General features: G+C 62.4%; 16 protein-coding genes. 12 read left to right on the forward strand and 4 right to left on the reverse strand.

Annotated features, from left to right (window positions below):
• Positions 1-144 precede the first annotated feature (144 nt).
• From NP945_RS31075 to NP945_RS31085, 3 genes are all read left to right on the forward strand, one after another.
• Positions 145-459 (forward strand): glycine zipper 2TM domain-containing protein, encoded by a 315-nt coding sequence (locus tag NP945_RS31075; protein WP_127266853.1) that lies wholly within the window; start codon positions 145-147, stop codon positions 457-459.
• 181 nt (positions 460-640) lie between these two features.
• Complete coding sequence (locus NP945_RS31080) at positions 641-1,255, forward strand: bifunctional 2-polyprenyl-6-hydroxyphenol methylase/3-demethylubiquinol 3-O-methyltransferase UbiG (protein ID WP_127266854.1); 615 nt, start codon at positions 641-643, stop codon at positions 1,253-1,255.
• Positions 1,256-1,361: 106 nt separating this feature from the next.
• On the forward strand, positions 1,362-1,733 hold the full coding sequence (locus tag NP945_RS31085; protein ID WP_127266855.1) for a nuclear transport factor 2 family protein: 372 nt from the start codon (positions 1,362-1,364) through the stop codon (positions 1,731-1,733).
• A 428-nt stretch (positions 1,734-2,161) separates the two neighbouring features.
• Here the strand turns inward: NP945_RS31085 and NP945_RS31090 are convergent, their stop codons facing one another.
• The 4 genes from NP945_RS31090 to NP945_RS31105 all read right to left on the reverse strand — a co-directional run bounded on the left by NP945_RS31090 (position 2,162) and on the right by NP945_RS31105 (position 4,878).
• The gene (locus NP945_RS31090) at positions 2,162-2,479 is read right to left on the reverse strand and encodes a hypothetical protein (protein ID WP_256748460.1); all 318 of its coding nucleotides are present in this window, start codon (positions 2,477-2,479) and stop codon (positions 2,162-2,164) included.
• A 262-nt stretch (positions 2,480-2,741) separates the two neighbouring features.
• On the reverse strand, positions 2,742-2,966 hold the full coding sequence (locus tag NP945_RS31095) for a hypothetical protein (RefSeq protein WP_256748461.1): 225 nt from the start codon (positions 2,964-2,966) through the stop codon (positions 2,742-2,744).
• Positions 2,967-3,407: 441 nt separating this feature from the next.
• Entirely contained in the window at positions 3,408-3,563 is a 156-nt protein-coding gene (locus tag NP945_RS31100) for a hypothetical protein (protein ID WP_256748462.1), read from the reverse strand.
• A 637-nt stretch (positions 3,564-4,200) separates the two neighbouring features.
• Positions 4,201-4,878: a GntR family transcriptional regulator gene (locus NP945_RS31105; RefSeq protein WP_256748463.1), complete on the reverse strand. Its 678-nt coding sequence runs from the start codon at positions 4,876-4,878 to the stop codon at positions 4,201-4,203.
• Positions 4,879-5,010: 132 nt separating this feature from the next.
• On the opposite strand from NP945_RS31105, the gene NP945_RS31110 reads away from it, so the two are divergent.
• The 9 genes from NP945_RS31110 to NP945_RS31150 form a co-directional block, all read left to right on the forward strand.
• Entirely contained in the window at positions 5,011-5,598 is a 588-nt protein-coding gene (locus NP945_RS31110) for an amino acid synthesis family protein (protein WP_256748464.1), read from the forward strand.
• Positions 5,591-7,399 (forward strand): alpha/beta fold hydrolase, encoded by a 1,809-nt coding sequence (locus tag NP945_RS31115; protein WP_256748465.1) that lies wholly within the window; start codon positions 5,591-5,593, stop codon positions 7,397-7,399. Before NP945_RS31110 ends, NP945_RS31115 begins: the two co-directional genes overlap by 8 nt.
• On the forward strand, positions 7,396-8,433 hold the full coding sequence (locus tag NP945_RS31120) for an LLM class flavin-dependent oxidoreductase (protein WP_127319049.1): 1,038 nt from the start codon (positions 7,396-7,398) through the stop codon (positions 8,431-8,433). The genes NP945_RS31115 and NP945_RS31120 overlap by 4 nt, the downstream gene beginning before the upstream one ends.
• A 10-nt stretch (positions 8,434-8,443) precedes the next feature.
• Positions 8,444-9,913 (forward strand): aldehyde dehydrogenase, encoded by a 1,470-nt coding sequence (locus tag NP945_RS31125; RefSeq protein ID WP_256748466.1) that lies wholly within the window; start codon positions 8,444-8,446, stop codon positions 9,911-9,913.
• 58 nt (positions 9,914-9,971) lie between these two features.
• Positions 9,972-10,976, forward strand: coding sequence for an ABC transporter substrate-binding protein (locus tag NP945_RS31130; protein WP_256748467.1), 1,005 nt, complete (start codon positions 9,972-9,974; stop codon positions 10,974-10,976).
• Between the two features lie 56 nt (positions 10,977-11,032).
• Complete coding sequence (locus NP945_RS31135; protein WP_256748468.1) at positions 11,033-11,893, forward strand: ABC transporter permease; 861 nt, start codon at positions 11,033-11,035, stop codon at positions 11,891-11,893.
• 1 nt (position 11,894) lies between these two features.
• Complete coding sequence (locus NP945_RS31140) at positions 11,895-12,695, forward strand: ABC transporter permease (RefSeq protein WP_127270216.1); 801 nt, start codon at positions 11,895-11,897, stop codon at positions 12,693-12,695.
• Positions 12,692-13,768, forward strand: a complete 1,077-nt coding sequence (locus NP945_RS31145; protein WP_256748469.1) for an ABC transporter ATP-binding protein — start codon at positions 12,692-12,694, stop codon at positions 13,766-13,768. Before NP945_RS31140 ends, NP945_RS31145 begins: the two co-directional genes overlap by 4 nt.
• A 369-nt stretch (positions 13,769-14,137) precedes the next feature.
• A partial coding sequence (locus NP945_RS31150; protein ID WP_256748470.1) for a VCBS domain-containing protein occupies positions 14,138-15,492 on the forward strand: 1,355 nt, incomplete at its 3' end.

The raw sequence follows: 15,492 nt of genomic DNA on the forward strand, positions 1-15,492 counted from the left end.
CGAGAAGCTCGGAAAATAGCAGGCAGGGCTTCTATCAACACCCGAGAAACCATGTCTTTTATCGTGAGGGCTCGCGCCCCCGTTCCGCCGCATTGCGGCCGCAGGTGGCAAGCCATAGGGATATCAGGCTCAAGGGAGACACACATGAACTTTCACAAAGTCATAGCCGCCGTGCTAATGACCGCAGCACTGGCAGGGTGCGCGCAGACCGAAGGCCAGCAGCGGGCCGGAACTGGCGCTCTGATCGGCGGCGCCGGCGGCGCCCTCGTCGGTCAGGCCATTGGCGGCAACACCGAAAGCACGCTCATCGGCGCTGCCGGCGGCGCCCTGCTCGGCGCCGTCGTCGGCTCGGCCACTACGCCGCAACGGCGCGGCGAACAGATGTGCCGCTACCAGGACCGCCGCGGCCGCATCTACACGGCGCCGTGCGACGACAGGTACTACAACGGCGATTATTAAGCAGAGGGTAGTCTGCCCATCCCTTATCCTAAGTGGGCAATGGGAACAGAAGCTCTACTGTGGGGCGGTGGCCCTGCTCGTACATTTTTTCTGATCGCGCCGCCGGCGGCGGCGCTACGTTGTCATCTTTTGCCCATAACATAGTGCTACCAGCAAGGACGGCGGGTTTCTGGAGGTCGTTATGACTGAGAGCCTTGCCGGCACCCTGAAGAATCGTGGCAAACAGGCAGCCAAGCGGCTGCTTGGCTATGATTCGCGCAACTGGCTGCGTATCCGCCAGATCGAGGCGTTCACGCTCTTTCTCGAAGCCGGCAACCGCAAGGCCGCCGACGTGATCGAGATCTCGCCCGGCTGGAACCGCTATTGGCGGGCAATGTGCCCCAATTACCGCTCGGTCGATTTCCCCGCCTTCGACATCTGCAGGGATCGCACCGACGAGCAATATTCGATCGTCATCGCCGACCAGGTGCTGGAACATGTGCGGCGGCCGCACGCGGCAGTGCAAAACATCCACGCCATGACCCGGCCCGGCGGCTGGGCGATGGTGGCAACACCTTTCCTGTTTCGCGTCCACGCCAGGCCGCACGACTACAACCGATGGACCCCGGCCGGCCTCAAGCAGCTGATGGTCGAGGGCGGCTTCGCGGAAGCCAACGTCAAGGTCCACGGCTGGGGCAACAAGGCCTGCGCCAGGGCCCATATCGGCGGCCCCGTCCGCGCCTACGGCCTGTGGCGGGATCTGAGCAATGACGAGGAATACCCGCTGATGGTCTGGGCGTTTGCGAAGAAGGCGTGAGTGGCGGAAGTCCCGCTCCATCGTGGTGACGGCCAGGGAGTCTCGCTGGACACTTGACCGGATCCGCCGCCAGTGACCTACTTCGACTTCGAGGAGGCGTTCGCGAATGGACATTCGAACCACATTGACGGAGCTGTGCGAGGCCTTCAACGCGCACGACCTCGGTCGCATCATGGCGTTCTTTGCCGACGACTGCGTTCTGGAGATGCCAAGGGGAGCCGAGCCTTGGGGAACGCGCTTCGAGGGCAAGCGCAGCGTACGAGACGCGCTTGCGAGACGATTTGAGGGTTTGCCCGATGTGCATTATGGCAATGGGCAGCACTTTGCGGACGAGGCTGCCAACACCGGCATGTCGAAATGGACCCTCACCGGCACCACCCGCGAGGGCGTAAGAAAGGAAGTTCGAGGTTGCGATTTCTACACATTTCGTGACGGAAAGGTGATCCGCAAGGACTCATACTGGAAGATCGTGGAGTAGGGGTTGGCACTCTTGTCTGATCTTTTCGTTGTCCCGCATTCCAAAGCAGGTGGATTACGCGATGCGCGTTTGCATCGCTGCACTCGCCGACGAAATGCCAACCCCGAAAATCCCGGAACGCATTCAAAGTAGCTGCCAAGGATGAAACCATGTCCTCATGCCTGTTTGGTCTCCCAGGCCAAGCGAACGCTATTCCATGTCCGGCACGTCGCCACCCACAAACAGAGTTGTCGGCTCGCCATACTCACCCACCGCAGGGTTACCCTCGCGCGACCACGCAATGACGCCAGCATGCTTGCCCGCCAGTCTCCTCGCAGTGCGTATCGCTCTGCCCAGTCGGCTGCCATGCCAGTTTGCAGGTCGCCGGTCTCATGACGGTCGAAGGCCGTGACCACGATCAGCCTGGTGCTTTGTGTTGGGAGAGTAAACTATTTGACCTGGAGGGTGTCTTTCCGCTGGACCAACAGCCGGTTGAAGTTGAGCGGCGCAGGGGGAAGAATCTCTGTCAGCTCGAATAGAGGCACAGGGCCTTCCGGCTCCGGTGCTTTCTGCTTAGCCTTCAGGTCCGTGATCTCCTCGTCGCGCCGCGCAATCCGGCTTTCCAGATTGGCAATGCGCTCCGCAAAGAAATAGCGCCCCACGGCAAATCCGCCGCCGCCGAACAATACGGCAGACGTAGCAAAGGCCAGCGGGTTAGCCGCCACCAGCGCAGAGTTGCTTTGAATGAAAGCGATAAGGTCATGCATGGCTAAAAAGCTCTCCTGTCACGCCGAGGACAATTCAACCAGCCGACGGGTCGCGCGAGGGATCGTCATACCAAGTCGCATCCGATCAGAATTGGGCAACTTCGCCCTCCGGCCTTGCCCCGCCGTGCGGAGCGCCGCGAGTGCGTCAGCACAAGCTTACTCAGATGTCTCGTTCCATTCATCCGCACTATCGTCGCCGTAGGGCGGGGCTGGATCAGTTTGCGACGTTCACGCCAGTCATCCCACGACAGGGCGCGTATCATCAAATGGAGACTATCCCCGGATGCCTGTGGGCTATGGCGAGCATCTGAGTCTCTAACTCGCAGTTGTAGGCCATTAGCGCCTTCACGGTCTCAAGCGGGCCATCGTAGTGGGCGATAAGCTTCACAGCTTCATAGTGCAGTTCGGCTTTGGCCTCGGCATCCAGGTACTCGTTCCCATCGCGGTTCCTCCTTGCGCTGCATGCGGGTGATGCAGTGAGCGACATCAAGTCGCTCCTTTTGGCGAGTCAGACAGTCGTGATGTGTCCATTCGCAATAACCCCGAATACATGGCCATAGTGAACAAAAAGAGAACAAAATGTCAAGGACGAACTGAGTCGAGAGGTCTCCTATTTTGGACATGCCCCGGGTAAAGGACGCCCCTGCGCTGACATTCCGGTTGCAAGAACCATTGCGCCTTGCTCGGATGGTCCCCAAGGCGGTCGTCAGCAGAAAGGTCCCGTCGCACTTCTCGGCGCCCGCTACACGACCGTCCACGACGCCTGCACCGTATCTCGGTGCCTGGGCATTGAGACGGCCGAGCAACTCTGGCCCGCCTACGCCGTCCGGGAAAAGGACAGTTATGCGATTTTGGAATGAGCTTGGCTCGTGCGTCGCCAGCGTCGACCTGCAAAGGTGATTTTCGCGGCAACTCGTCAACGTGCCTTTCACCGGGCGATGGTGCGCGCCTTGATTTGACTTGCGCGGTCTGCGACGCCAAGGGGTTCCAGCTTCTGCAGATCAGGCTTCAAGTCGAGGTGGCCGAAAATGACGACATGGCATTTCACCGGCCAACTTGCCATTAGACCGGCGACCGTGCGCATTACCCAGACCCACGCGATTCGACGGATCGAAAAACCTCGCCTGATGGCCACGTCCTTCCGATCCGGAGTGGCGCAATGCCCGACCGTCTGAAGGGCCGCTCAAATTTTCTGACCCAGTCGAGGTGGAGACTATCATAGTTGATTGTTGCTGCCGGTGACCTTGCGTAATCAAAGGCTCACGTGGTTTTCCAACAGAGGACGGTATGTTGTATCCAGGTCGATTTTTGGAACCCAGCGATATTGTGATGCTTGCCCGTGTTTGTGAGATGGTCTGCAAAGAGCGCGGCGTACCTGTTGCTTCGCGGGCGGGAGAGCGCACGGCTGCGCACGTACTGAGGCTGTTCATGAACGGCTTGACTGGGGAGAATGAGCTGCTCGATGCTGAGAGGAACTGGGCTCGACGGAGTGATCTGGCTTTCGAGAAGGCTGCTGTCAGCTACGATGACACAAGAGAGGCCGCGTGATTAGCTTCCTGGAATTGAAGTAGCGAAGAAAACCGCTCGCTCCACGCGACGAGCCCCAGAGGCACCCTCTGCATAAAGCGGGGTGTTGCTGCGGCACTCTTAAGGTGAGCGTAAGCTTCCGCACGCAGTCCGATTCGTGGGCGATCGGCTCTGTTGGAAATTTGGTGGTGAGACTAAGGACAATCGACGCGTAGTGTGTTGCGGGCGATCTTCCAGGCGGACTCGACATGCCGCCGCGCTGCTGCTTCCGCCGCTTCCGGCTTGTGTGCGCGGATCGCATCCATGATCTCGTTCATCTCGGCGATCGCCGCTTCGCGCCGGTTGGTCGAGACGATTGTCATCGAACGAAGTTGGTTGATGCGGACATTCAGCCCGGAGACGATTTCCCAGGCGACACGCTTGTCGGCGGCCTCGAACAGTGCCTCGTAGAATTTGGTCGTCGCCCGCATCACCGCAGGCGGCGTCGCCGACGCCCACGCATCGAACAAATCCGCCAGCGCCCCTTCCAGCGTTGTCAACTGCTCGCCGGTGGCCGACAGGGCACAGGCTCGGGCCGCGATGCCTTCAAGCAGAGCCCGAAGCTCGTAGATCTCGTCGGTACGGCCGAGGTCCGGCCTGGCGACGGCCGGCCCATGCCCAGGGATCATCTGCACGAGCCCCTCTGCCTCCAGCTGCCGCAGTACCTCACGCACGACGGAACGGCTGACGCCGAGCTGGTCGCAAAGCGGCCGCTCGACAAGCCTTTCGCCAGGCTGGAAATGGAAATCCATGATCGCTTCGCGCATGCGCTCCAGCGCCAGCGTCCTCAAGGTCTTGGAGCTGCGGTCGATGCGAAGCGTGTCGTCTGGCATGTATGCCTCCTGCGCCGCTACGAAAACAGATTCGATGCTCGGTTGACAAGGTACTTGGCGCTCCATAGCATGGTATACCATAAGATGACAGCGGGATTGGACGTCCCGAGGCACCACCTACCCGAGGAATCCATGCAGCCCGCCATTCGTAAGATCGTTACCTATACCGAGAACACGCTGATCGAAGGCGGCAAGGCCGCCCCCCGGCCGCTGCGCCTTATCGGCGTCGCCGCGGTGCTGACCAATCCCTGGGCCGGTCGCGGCTTCACCGACGATCTGTCGCCCCAAATCCGAGCCTGTGCGCCGGTGCTGGGAGAGATCCTGACCCACGAGATCGTTGCCGTCGCCGGTTCCGGCGAGGCTATCGAGGGCTATGGCAAGGCCGCCATCTGCGGTACGTCGGGCGAGATCGAGCATGCGTCGGCGTTGATCCATACGCTTCACTTCGGCAACCACTATCGGCGTGCCGTAAGCGCCAAGACCTACCTTGCCTTCACCAATCTGCGCGGCGGGCCGAACACCCCGATCATCATTCCGCTGATGGACAAGAATGACGAAGGGCGGCGCTCGCATTACCTCACCGTGCATTTCCAGATCGGCGATGCACCGGCGCCCGACGAGCTGGTTGTGGCGCTCGGCGCCTCGATCGGCGGCCGCCCGCATCATCGAATCGGCGACCGCTACCAGGACCTCAAAGAGCTTGGGGACGTGCATGGCTGACGCTTCCGCATCGGCATGGGCTCGACAGGGTGCGGCGCCCGACGGCACCGGCTTCATCCGTGTCGGCGTGGGCGCACCGGTGCTTTTTATTCATGGCGTTGGTATGAACGCCGCGATCTGGCAGCCGCAGATCGAGCGGATGTCCGATAGCTTCGACGTCATCGCCATCGACATGCTCGGCCACGGCCAGTCACCGCTGCCGCCGCAGAACCCGGAACTCGCCGACTATGCGGATCAGGCCATTCGCCTGCTCGACCATCTCGGCCTCGACAAAGTATCCGTCGTCGGCCACTCGATGGGCGCGCTCGTTGCCCAGGAACTCGCGCTACGCGCACCCGAGCGCGTCCGCCGCATCGTCTCGCTGAATGCCGTGTTCCGGCGGCCACCTGAACTGGCCGAAGCTGTTCGCCAGCGCGCGGCAGCCCTTACCGGCAAGAGTGACGTGACCGGCATGGCACAGACCATTGCCCGCTGGTTCGGAGATCGGGTGCCGGTCGAGCTCGAGGCGGCTGCACGGAAGACGGCCGCCGTACTGGGTGCCGTCGACCCGGAAGGTTATGCTCGCACCTATCGTCTGTTCGCTCGTGCCGACAGCGACCACGCTGACCGCCTGCCGAGGCTAGCCGTACCGGCCATGTTCATGACCGGTTCCGAGGACAGGAATTCTTCGCCGGCAATGTCGGCCGCGATGGCGCGGCTGGCGCCGCATGGCCGCTGCACAGTGCTCTCAGGCGAGCGGCATATGATGGCGGTGGCGGATCCCGGCCTGACCACGCGTCATATCGTCGACTTCCTCAAAGAAGGCGAAGCGATCGAGCAAGACAGCGCTGCCGCGGCGAACACCGGGTTCGACGGCAGCGAGTTCCGCCGTGCGCTGGGTTCCTTCCTCACCGGCGTCACCATCGTCACCACCATCGGGCCCGAAGGCGAGCCGCGCGGCTTCACCGCCAACTCCTTCACCTCGGTGTCGCTCGATCCACCTTTGGTGCTGGTCTGCATCGCTCACAAGGCGGTTGGCCATCCTGTCTTTGCGACATCGAAAAGCTTCGCCGTCAACGTCCTCAACGAGGATCAGAAGGCAGCGTCCGGCATATTCGCCTCGAAAGCGGCCGACAAGTTCGCCGCCGTTGCCTGGCGACCGGGACGAACGGGCAGCCCCGTGCTGGACGGCTCCGTCGCATCCTTCGACTGCGACATGGAGCGGCTGGTCGATGCCGGTGATCATTCAATCCTCATTGGCCGCGTCCGCGATTTCGAGCACAATTCCGCGCAGCCGCTCGGCTATTACCGCGGCGCGTATGTCGCGCCCGGCCTCAGCCAGGACGCGCTGGCAGCCACCCAGCCCGGCACCGATGTCGGCGCCATCCTCGAGAATGGCGGCCGGATCCTGTTCCTGGAGACGGCGGATGGTTTTGAACTGCCGCGCGGTCGGGGTCTGGGTGCGGCTGGCGATGGGAAAAGCCTGCGAGGGGTGCTTGCCGCGAGGGCCATCGAGGCCAAGCTGGGCTTCCTTTTCGCCGTCTGGGACGATGCCAGAGATGTTTCGCGCACACATGTCTACTATCGCGGCACGTTCGACGTGCCCGCTTCCAGCGATCGCGGCATCAGGCTGGTCGAGATCCACGCGATCGAGGAGTTGAAGATCGCCGATCCGGCGATCCGCTCGATGCTCGCACGCTATGTCAAGGAATGCTCAGTGGATGCATTCGGCGTCTATGTCGGCAACGATGTCGAAGGCGAGGTCCGGCCGCTCGCCAGGACCGCCGGTTCCACAGCACCCAACACAGGTGACCAGCGATGAAATTCTCGCTCTTCGTGCATATGGAACGGTCGGACCTCGCCAAGCCGCATTCCGAGCTCGTGACCGAACTCGAGGAATTGGTCCTGATGGCCGAACAGGCCGGATTCGAGACCGCCTGGATCGGCGAGCATCACGGTATGGAATTCACCATTTCGCCCAATCCTTTTATCAATATCGCTTATCTCGCGGCCAAAACCAGCCGGATCCGTCTCGGTACCGGAACCGTGATCGCGCCCTTCTGGCATCCGATCAAACTTGCCGGCGAAGCGGCGATGGCCGACGTCATTAGCGGTGGTCGGCTCGACATCGGCATCGCGCGCGGCGCCTACAGTTATGAATATCAGCGTATCTTTCCAGGCCTCGACGCCTGGGGCGCCGGCCAGCGCATGCGTGAGATCATACCGGCGATCCGCGGCCTCTGGGAAGGCGACTTCGAGCTCTCAGGCGAGTTCTGGCAGTTCCCGCCCACCACCTCCTCGCCCAAGCCGCTGCAGAAACCCTACCCCCCGATCTGGGTGGCGGCGCGCGATCCGAACTCGCACGATTTTGCCGTTTCCCATGGATGCAAGGTGCAGGTGACGCCGCTGGCTTCTGGCGACGACGAGGTGGCGAGCCTGATGCAGCGCTTCAACGGAGCCTGCGCCGCGCATCCCGAGATCGAACGGCCGGAGATCATGCTTTTGATGCACACCTTCGTCGCCGAGGACGCAGCCGATGCCGATCGCCTCACCCAGGACCTGTCGGCCTTTTACTGCCAGTTCGGCGCCTGGTTCCAAAACAAGAAGCCGGTGCACCAAGGCATATTGGAACCGCTTACGGAGGACGAGATCGCGGCCATGCCGCAATACGCGCCGGACAGGATCAGGCAGAATCTGGTGATCGGCGAAGCCGACGAAGTCCTCGCTCGACTGAAGGCTTATGAGGCGCTCGGCTACGACCAGTATTCGATCTGGATCGACAGCGGGCTTTCGCATGAGCGCAAAACGAAATCGCTGAAACTGTTCATCGACCGGGTAATGCCGGCCTTCCTCTGATCGCGAGCCCATGACCGACGCTGTTTTCAGGAACTTCATCGACGGCCGCTTCGACGAGCCATCAGCCACGTTCGACAGCGTCGACCCGTCGACCGGCGCGGCCTGGGCCAGGATGCCGGCGGCGAGCGAAGCCGATGTCGACCGTGCCGTCGAGGCGGCGCACCGCGCATTGCGCTCAGACCCATGGCGAAGGATGACAGCGACAGCGCGTGGAAAGCTGCTTGTCAAGCTCGGTGACCTTGTCGCCGCCAATGCCGCGCGCCTTGCCCAACTCGAGACACGCGACACCGGCAAGATCATCCGCGAAACGCGCGCCCAGATCGCCTATGTCGGCGACTACTACCGCTATTATGGCGGGCTCGCCGACAAGCACGAAGGCGCGCATGTGCCGATCGACAAGCCGGATCTCGACGTCACCATTCGTCGCGAGCCGATCGGCGTCGTTGCCGCCGTCGTGCCGTGGAATTCGCAGCTGTTCCTTTCGGCCGTCAAGCTCGGCCCGGCGCTGGCCGCGGGCTGCACAATCGTGCTCAAGGCCTCTGAGGATGGTCCGGCGCCGCTGCTCGCTTTTGCCGAACTCGTCGAGGAAGCCGGCTTTCCCTCCGGCGTCGTCAACATCCTCACCGGCTTCGGCCATGAGTGCGGCCAGCGCCTGACCAGCCACAAACTGGTCTCGCGCGTCGCCTTCACCGGCGGCCCCTCGACTGCGCGCGCCATTGTCAGGAATACGGCGGAGAACCTTGCCTACACGACGCTGGAGCTCGGCGGCAAAAGCCCGGTCGTCGTCTTTGCCGACGCCGACCTCGACAGCGCCGCCAATGCGGTTGTCGCCGGCATTTTCGCCGCGACCGGCCAGAGCTGCGTCGCCGGGTCACGGTTGCTGATCGAGCGTTCGGTAAAAGATGAGTTCCTCGTCCGGCTGAAGCGCAAGGCCGAAGCGATCCGCATCGGCGACCCACAGGATCCGGCCACAGAAATGGGGCCGCTCGCCACGCTGCGCCAGCGCGACTGGATCGAGAAGGTGGTCGCGGAGAGCCTTGCCGCGGGCGGCAGACTGGTCACCGGTGGAACGCGGCTAACCGGCGACGGCTTCTACTACGCGCCGACTATCATCGACGCCGGCGGCAGCGACCTGCCTTGCGTGCGCGAGGAATTGTTCGGGCCGGTGCTCAGCGTGCTTGCCTTCGACAGCGAGGCGCAGGCACTGGCGCTCGCCAACGATACGCCCTTCGGCCTGGCTTCGGGCGTGTTCACCAGCAATCTCGGCAAGGCGCATCGCATGGCGCGTGACATCCATGCCGGTGTTGTCTGGGTCAACACCTATCGCGCCGTATCGCCGCTCGTTCCCTTTGGCGGTTACGGCCTGTCGGGTCTCGGCCGCGAAGGCGGGCTCGACGCCATCAGAGATTACACGCGCTCGAAATCCGTCTGGATCAAGACGTCGGACGAGCCGATCCCGGATCCCTTCGTCATGCGCTGAGAGCGTGGGGCGCAGGTGCACTGAGAAAAACAAGAACAGACCAACTGAGGAGAATATCATGAAACTGATCCTGACCGGCTTGCTGGCCGGACTGCTCGCCGCCACCGCTGCCAAGGCCGATGAAATGGCCTTCACCAGTTGGGGTGGCACCACGCAAGAGGCGCAGACGAAATCCTGGGCGGCCCCCTTCGAGGCCAGCTCCGGCATCAAGGTCCTGCAAGACGGACCAACCGACTACGGCAAGCTCAAGGCCATGGTCGATGCCGGCAACGTCACCTGGGATGTGGTCGACGTGGAGATGGACTTCGCCATCAAGGCCGCCAAGGACGGGCTGCTGGAACCGATCGACTATGCGCTCGTGCCCAGGGCCGATCTCGACCCGCGCTTCAGCAATGAGCATGCCGTCGGCAGCTTCTATTATTCCTTCGTGCTCGCGTGGAACAAGGGCGCCGTAACGGGCGAACCGGCCGGCTGGGCCGACATGTTCGACACCAAGAAGTATCCCGGCAAGCGGACCTTCTACAAATGGTCGGCCCCCGGCGTCATCGAGATCGCGCTGCTCGCCGACGGCGTGCCGGCGGACAAGCTCTATCCGCTTGACCTCGACCGTGCCTTCAAGAAACTCGACACCATCAAGTCCGACATCGTCTGGTGGGGCGGCGGTGCCGAGTCACAGCAGCTGATCGCTTCCGGGGAGGCCGCCTTCGGGCAACTGTGGAACGGGCGCGTCTTCGCCCTTCAGCAGGATGGCACCGATGTCGGCGTCTCCTGGAACCAGAACCTCACCGCCGCCGACGTGCTCGTCGTGCCGAAAGGCGCCAAGAACAAGGGCAGTGCGATGAAGTTCCTTGCCGCTGCGTCCAGCCCGACCGGCCAGGCGAAATTCGCCGAGGCAAGCGGCTATGCGCCGATCAATACCAAGGCCAAGGCTGAGATGCCCGCCGATGCCGTCAAGGCACTCCCCGATGCCCATGTTGAGGGACAGATCAACCTCGACATGAACTACTGGGCCGAGCATCGCGACGAGATCGCCACGCGCTGGTATGCTTGGCAGACCAAGTAACGCCTTTGAGGTGACGGGCGCGGCTTGCGCGCCCCGTTTGGAGACGGGACCGCTCGATGCAAGGAAATTCTTTCAGACGCAGCTCAGTCGCCGGCCTGCCGGCCGGCAGCGGCAGCGCCTTGCCGGCTCTCCTGCTGGTCGGCCTGTTCTTCATCATGCCGGTGGTGGCCCTGCTGCTGCGCAGCGTCACCGATCCTGAACCGGGCCTGCAGAACTACGCGACGCTGTTCGGCAGCGGCACCTATGTGCGGGTGTTCCTCAACACTTTCCTGGTCGCATCGGTCGTCACCGCCGTCACCATCCTGGTGGCCTTTCCCGTTGCCTGGATGCTGGCGATCATGCCGCCGGCCACGGGATCAATCGTCTTCGGCATCATCGTCCTGTCGATGTGGACCAACCTTCTCACCCGCACCTACGCATGGATGGTGCTGCTGCAGCGTACCGGGGTGATCAACCGGGCACTGATGGGGCTCGGCATCATCCACGAGCCGCTGCCGCTCATCAACAATCTGGCCGGGGTCACCATCGGCATGGTCTACATCATGCTGCCCTTCATGATCCTGCCGCTGGTGGGCACTTTGCGCGCCATCGACCCTATGACGCTGCGCGCCGCGGCCCTTTGCGGCGCAAGCCCGTTCGAGGCCTTCCGCCGCATCCTCTTGCCGCTGTCTCTTCCCGGCGTCGCCGCCGGCGGTCTGATGGTCTTCGTCATGTCGCTCGGCTACTTCGTCACGCCGGCCCTGCTCGGCGGCACATCGAACATGATGCTGGCCGAGATGATCGCCCAGACGGTGCAGTCGCTGCTCAACTGGGGGCTCGGCAGTGCGGCCGCCTTCGTCCTGCTTGTCGTCACCATGGCGCTCTACGCGATCCAGCTTCGCCTGGTTGGTGCCAGGCGCGCCGGGGGAGGGATCTGACATGCTGCTCGACTATGAACGGCTCGGGTGGCTGCGGGTGGCGCTTGTCGGCTTCACGGCGGCCGTCGCGGCATTCCTGCTGCTGCCGGTGGTCTTCATCGTGCTCCTGTCGTTCGGTTCGTCGCGCTGGCTGGCCTTTCCGCCACCCGGCTGGACGCTGAGATGGTATCAGCAATTGCTGGGCGACCCGACCTGGATCGATGCCGCGCTGACCAGTGCCCGAATTGCCGCCATGGCCGCTATGCTGGCCGTCATAATCGGCCTGTTCGCCTCCTTCAGCCTGGTCAGGGGTGAGTTCCGCGGACGCCAGGTCCTGCGCGGATTGCTGTTGACGCCGATGGTGCTGCCGGTCGTCGTTTTCGCCATCGCCATCTACGCTTTCTTCCTGCGCATCGGCCTTGCCGGCACCACGGTCGGCTTCGTCATCGCCCACACCATCTTGGCGCTTCCTTTCGCCATCATCCCGATCACCGCTGCGCTCGAAGGTTTCGATAAATCCATCGAGGATGCAGCCATCGTCTGCGGCGCAAGTCCGTTTCAGGCGCGGCTGAGGATCACCTTGCCGTCGATCAGGATCGGCATCTTCTCGGCGGCGATCTTCTCGTTCCTGGCCTCGTGGGATGAGGTCGTGGTGGCGATCTTCATGGCAAGCCCGACCTTGCAGACCTTGCCGGTTAAGATCTGGGGCAGCCTGCGCGCAGACCTCAGCCCGGTCGTCGCCGCCGCCTCCAGCCTGCTCGTTGGCCTGACGTTTTGCCTGATGATTGTGACCGCACTCCTTCGCAGAAAATTGTCCAGATGACCCGGTCCTTCCTGTCCATACGCGCGCTAAGAAAGACGTTCGGCGCCTTCGTCGCCGTCCACGACGTGACCATCGATGTGCCCAAAGGTGAATTCCTGACATTCCTCGGCCCGTCCGGCTCCGGCAAGTCGACGACGCTCTACGCCATTGCCGGTTTCCAGGATCCGAGCTCAGGCGATGTGCTTTTGGAGGACATGTCGCTGCTTTCGGTGCCGTCGCACAAGCGCAACATCGGCATGGTGTTCCAGCGCTACACGCTGTTTCCGCATCTGAGCGTCGCCGAGAATATCGCCTTTCCGCTGCGCGTGCGCCGCCGGCCCGATGCTGAGATCAAGCGCAAGGTTGCCGACATGCTGGCGCTGGTGCGTCTCGAAAACTTCGCCGGCCGCCATCCGGGCGCGCTGTCTGGCGGCCAGCAGCAGCGCGTGGCGCTTGCCCGCGCGCTCGCCTACGACCCGCCGATCCTTTTGATGGACGAGCCGCTATCGGCGCTTGACAAAAAGCTGCGCCAGGAAATCCAGGCCGAGATCCGCCGCATCCACCGGGAGACAGGCGTCACCATCCTCTATGTCACGCACGACCAGGAGGAGGCGCTGCACCTATCCGATCGGATCGCGCTGTTCAGGGAAGGCCGCATCGAACAGATCGGCACCGGCGAGGATCTTTACCTCCGGCCGGCGAGCGAATTTGTTGCCGGCTTCATCGGCAACTCGAATTTTCTGCCGGCTGAGCATTTGCAAACCGCGCGTGGCGCATCCACGATCCGCCTGGCCGACGGCTCAATCGTGACCGGTATCAAAACGACAACATCGTTCGCCCAGGGTCAGAGGGTCCGGCTGATGGTGCGCCCGGAAGCCTTCCGCCTCGCGCCTGGAGCCACGAGCGCGGTGCTCGCCGTCGAGATCATCGACACGGCGTTCTTTGGCGACCGCCGGCGCGTCATGGCGCGCACGGCCGCCGGCGACGAAATCGATGTCAGGCCAGCCTCTGACGCGGAGGGAGCAGACAGCGCCACAACATCAGGCAAGCGCATCTTTTTTGATCCCGGATCGGCCTTCTTGTTTCCGGACTGAAGGGCCGGATTGGTCAGGTCACGTCGTGTCTGTGAAGGCCCGAAGAACCGCTTCTTAAAATCCGTGTCTGAACGCTGCCGATCCGCTCCTGGCCCAACGCCGCAACCGTTCGGGCTGTTGTGGCTCTGCTTTGATCTTGACTAATTAACTGTCTTGCAAACACGGACGTTGCGCTTCCTCGCGCATAGAGTTAATAATCTCCTAATATAAGCGTATTCTAAATCTCGTGCTCGCGAGTTTGGATGACGCAATTGGGGTAGGGAGAACGGGCGCGGCTGCCAAAGCCGTCGCAGCCACAGTTATTGAGCCATCATCCGCCCGCGAACGGTCCGCTTAAGCCGGCTGTTCGTAGCGCGGTGGCTCGTCTGGATGGCTCTGCCAATTGATGCCTGCCCGAATTCGCATGCCGGTCCGCGCTATTCTTCATCTGGTGGCAGCGGAACGTGCCGGACCGTCAATAGAACAGATTTGGGGCGTCTGTTCTTAAACAAAGGGGGGTTGAAAATGGCTACTCAGGTCACCGGTGCCGGCGGCACCACGACGTCGTTCTCGAACACGCCGCAAGCGAAGGACGATCTTCTTGCCTTTTCGGAAGATGCCACTGGCGTCTTGATCCTGAATGTATTGGCGAACGATCTGGGAGGAGCGGCCAAACAGCTGTATTCTATCGACAACGCAGACAGTCTTACGACAGCGACGAAGATATACGCACCGACAGATCTACTGGCGCGCGACATCACATACTCAAGTGATAGTGCAGCGCTCGCCGCGCTCCCAGCGACCGCCAATACGAGCTTTCTAGGCGCTCGCATCTGGATAAGCGCCGATGGTACGATCCACTACAACAAGGCAGATATCGACGCCCAGGTGCAGGCACTTGGGCAGGGGCAGATTCTCACCGACAGAGTGACCTACGCCATTCAACTCGGCAATGGCACGCTAAGCTGGGCCACGGCTACCATTCAGTTCACCGGCATCAACGACGCCGCGGTGATTACTGTCAATGGTGCCGAAGACACCTCGGTGACGGAAAAAAGCGGTGTCGCCAACGGCACGCCAGGCGACGCGACGGCCTCCGGCGACCTCGATGCGACCGATGTCGACAGCTCGGCGCTGTTTACCGTGCAGTCCGGCGTGGCCAAGACCTATGGCACCTTCTCGATCGATGCCAACGGCACCTGGAGCTATACGCTCGACGACAACAACGCGGTCGTCCAGGGGCTCAACAGCACCGGGGCGAACACAACGCTGCATGAACTGGTGACGGTTACGACCGCCGACGGCACCCAGAAGGTGATCGACATCACCATTCATGGCGCCAATGATGCCGCGGTGATCACTGTCAATGGTGCCGAAGACACCTCGGTGACGGAAAGGAGCGGTGTCGCCAACGGCACGCCAGGCGATGCCACGGCTGCGGGCGATCTCAATGCGACCGATGTCGATAACGCGGCTACCTTTAACGTGCAGTCCGCCGTCGCCAAGACTTATGGCACCTTCTCGATCGATGCCAACGGCACCTGGAGCTATACGCTCGACGACAACAACGCGGCCGTTCAGGCGCTCAACAGCACTGGGGCGAACACCACGCTGCATGAACTGGTGACGGTCACGACCGCCGACGGCACGACCAAGGACATCGTCATCTCGATCAACGGCGCCAACGACGCGGCGGTGATCACCGGCGATGCCAGCGGCTCGCTGACCGAAGCCTCCGGCGTTGC

The sequence above is a fragment of the Mesorhizobium sp. LMG17149 genome, from assembly GCF_024518695.1.
Classification (GTDB): Bacteria; Pseudomonadota; Alphaproteobacteria; order Rhizobiales; family Rhizobiaceae; genus Mesorhizobium.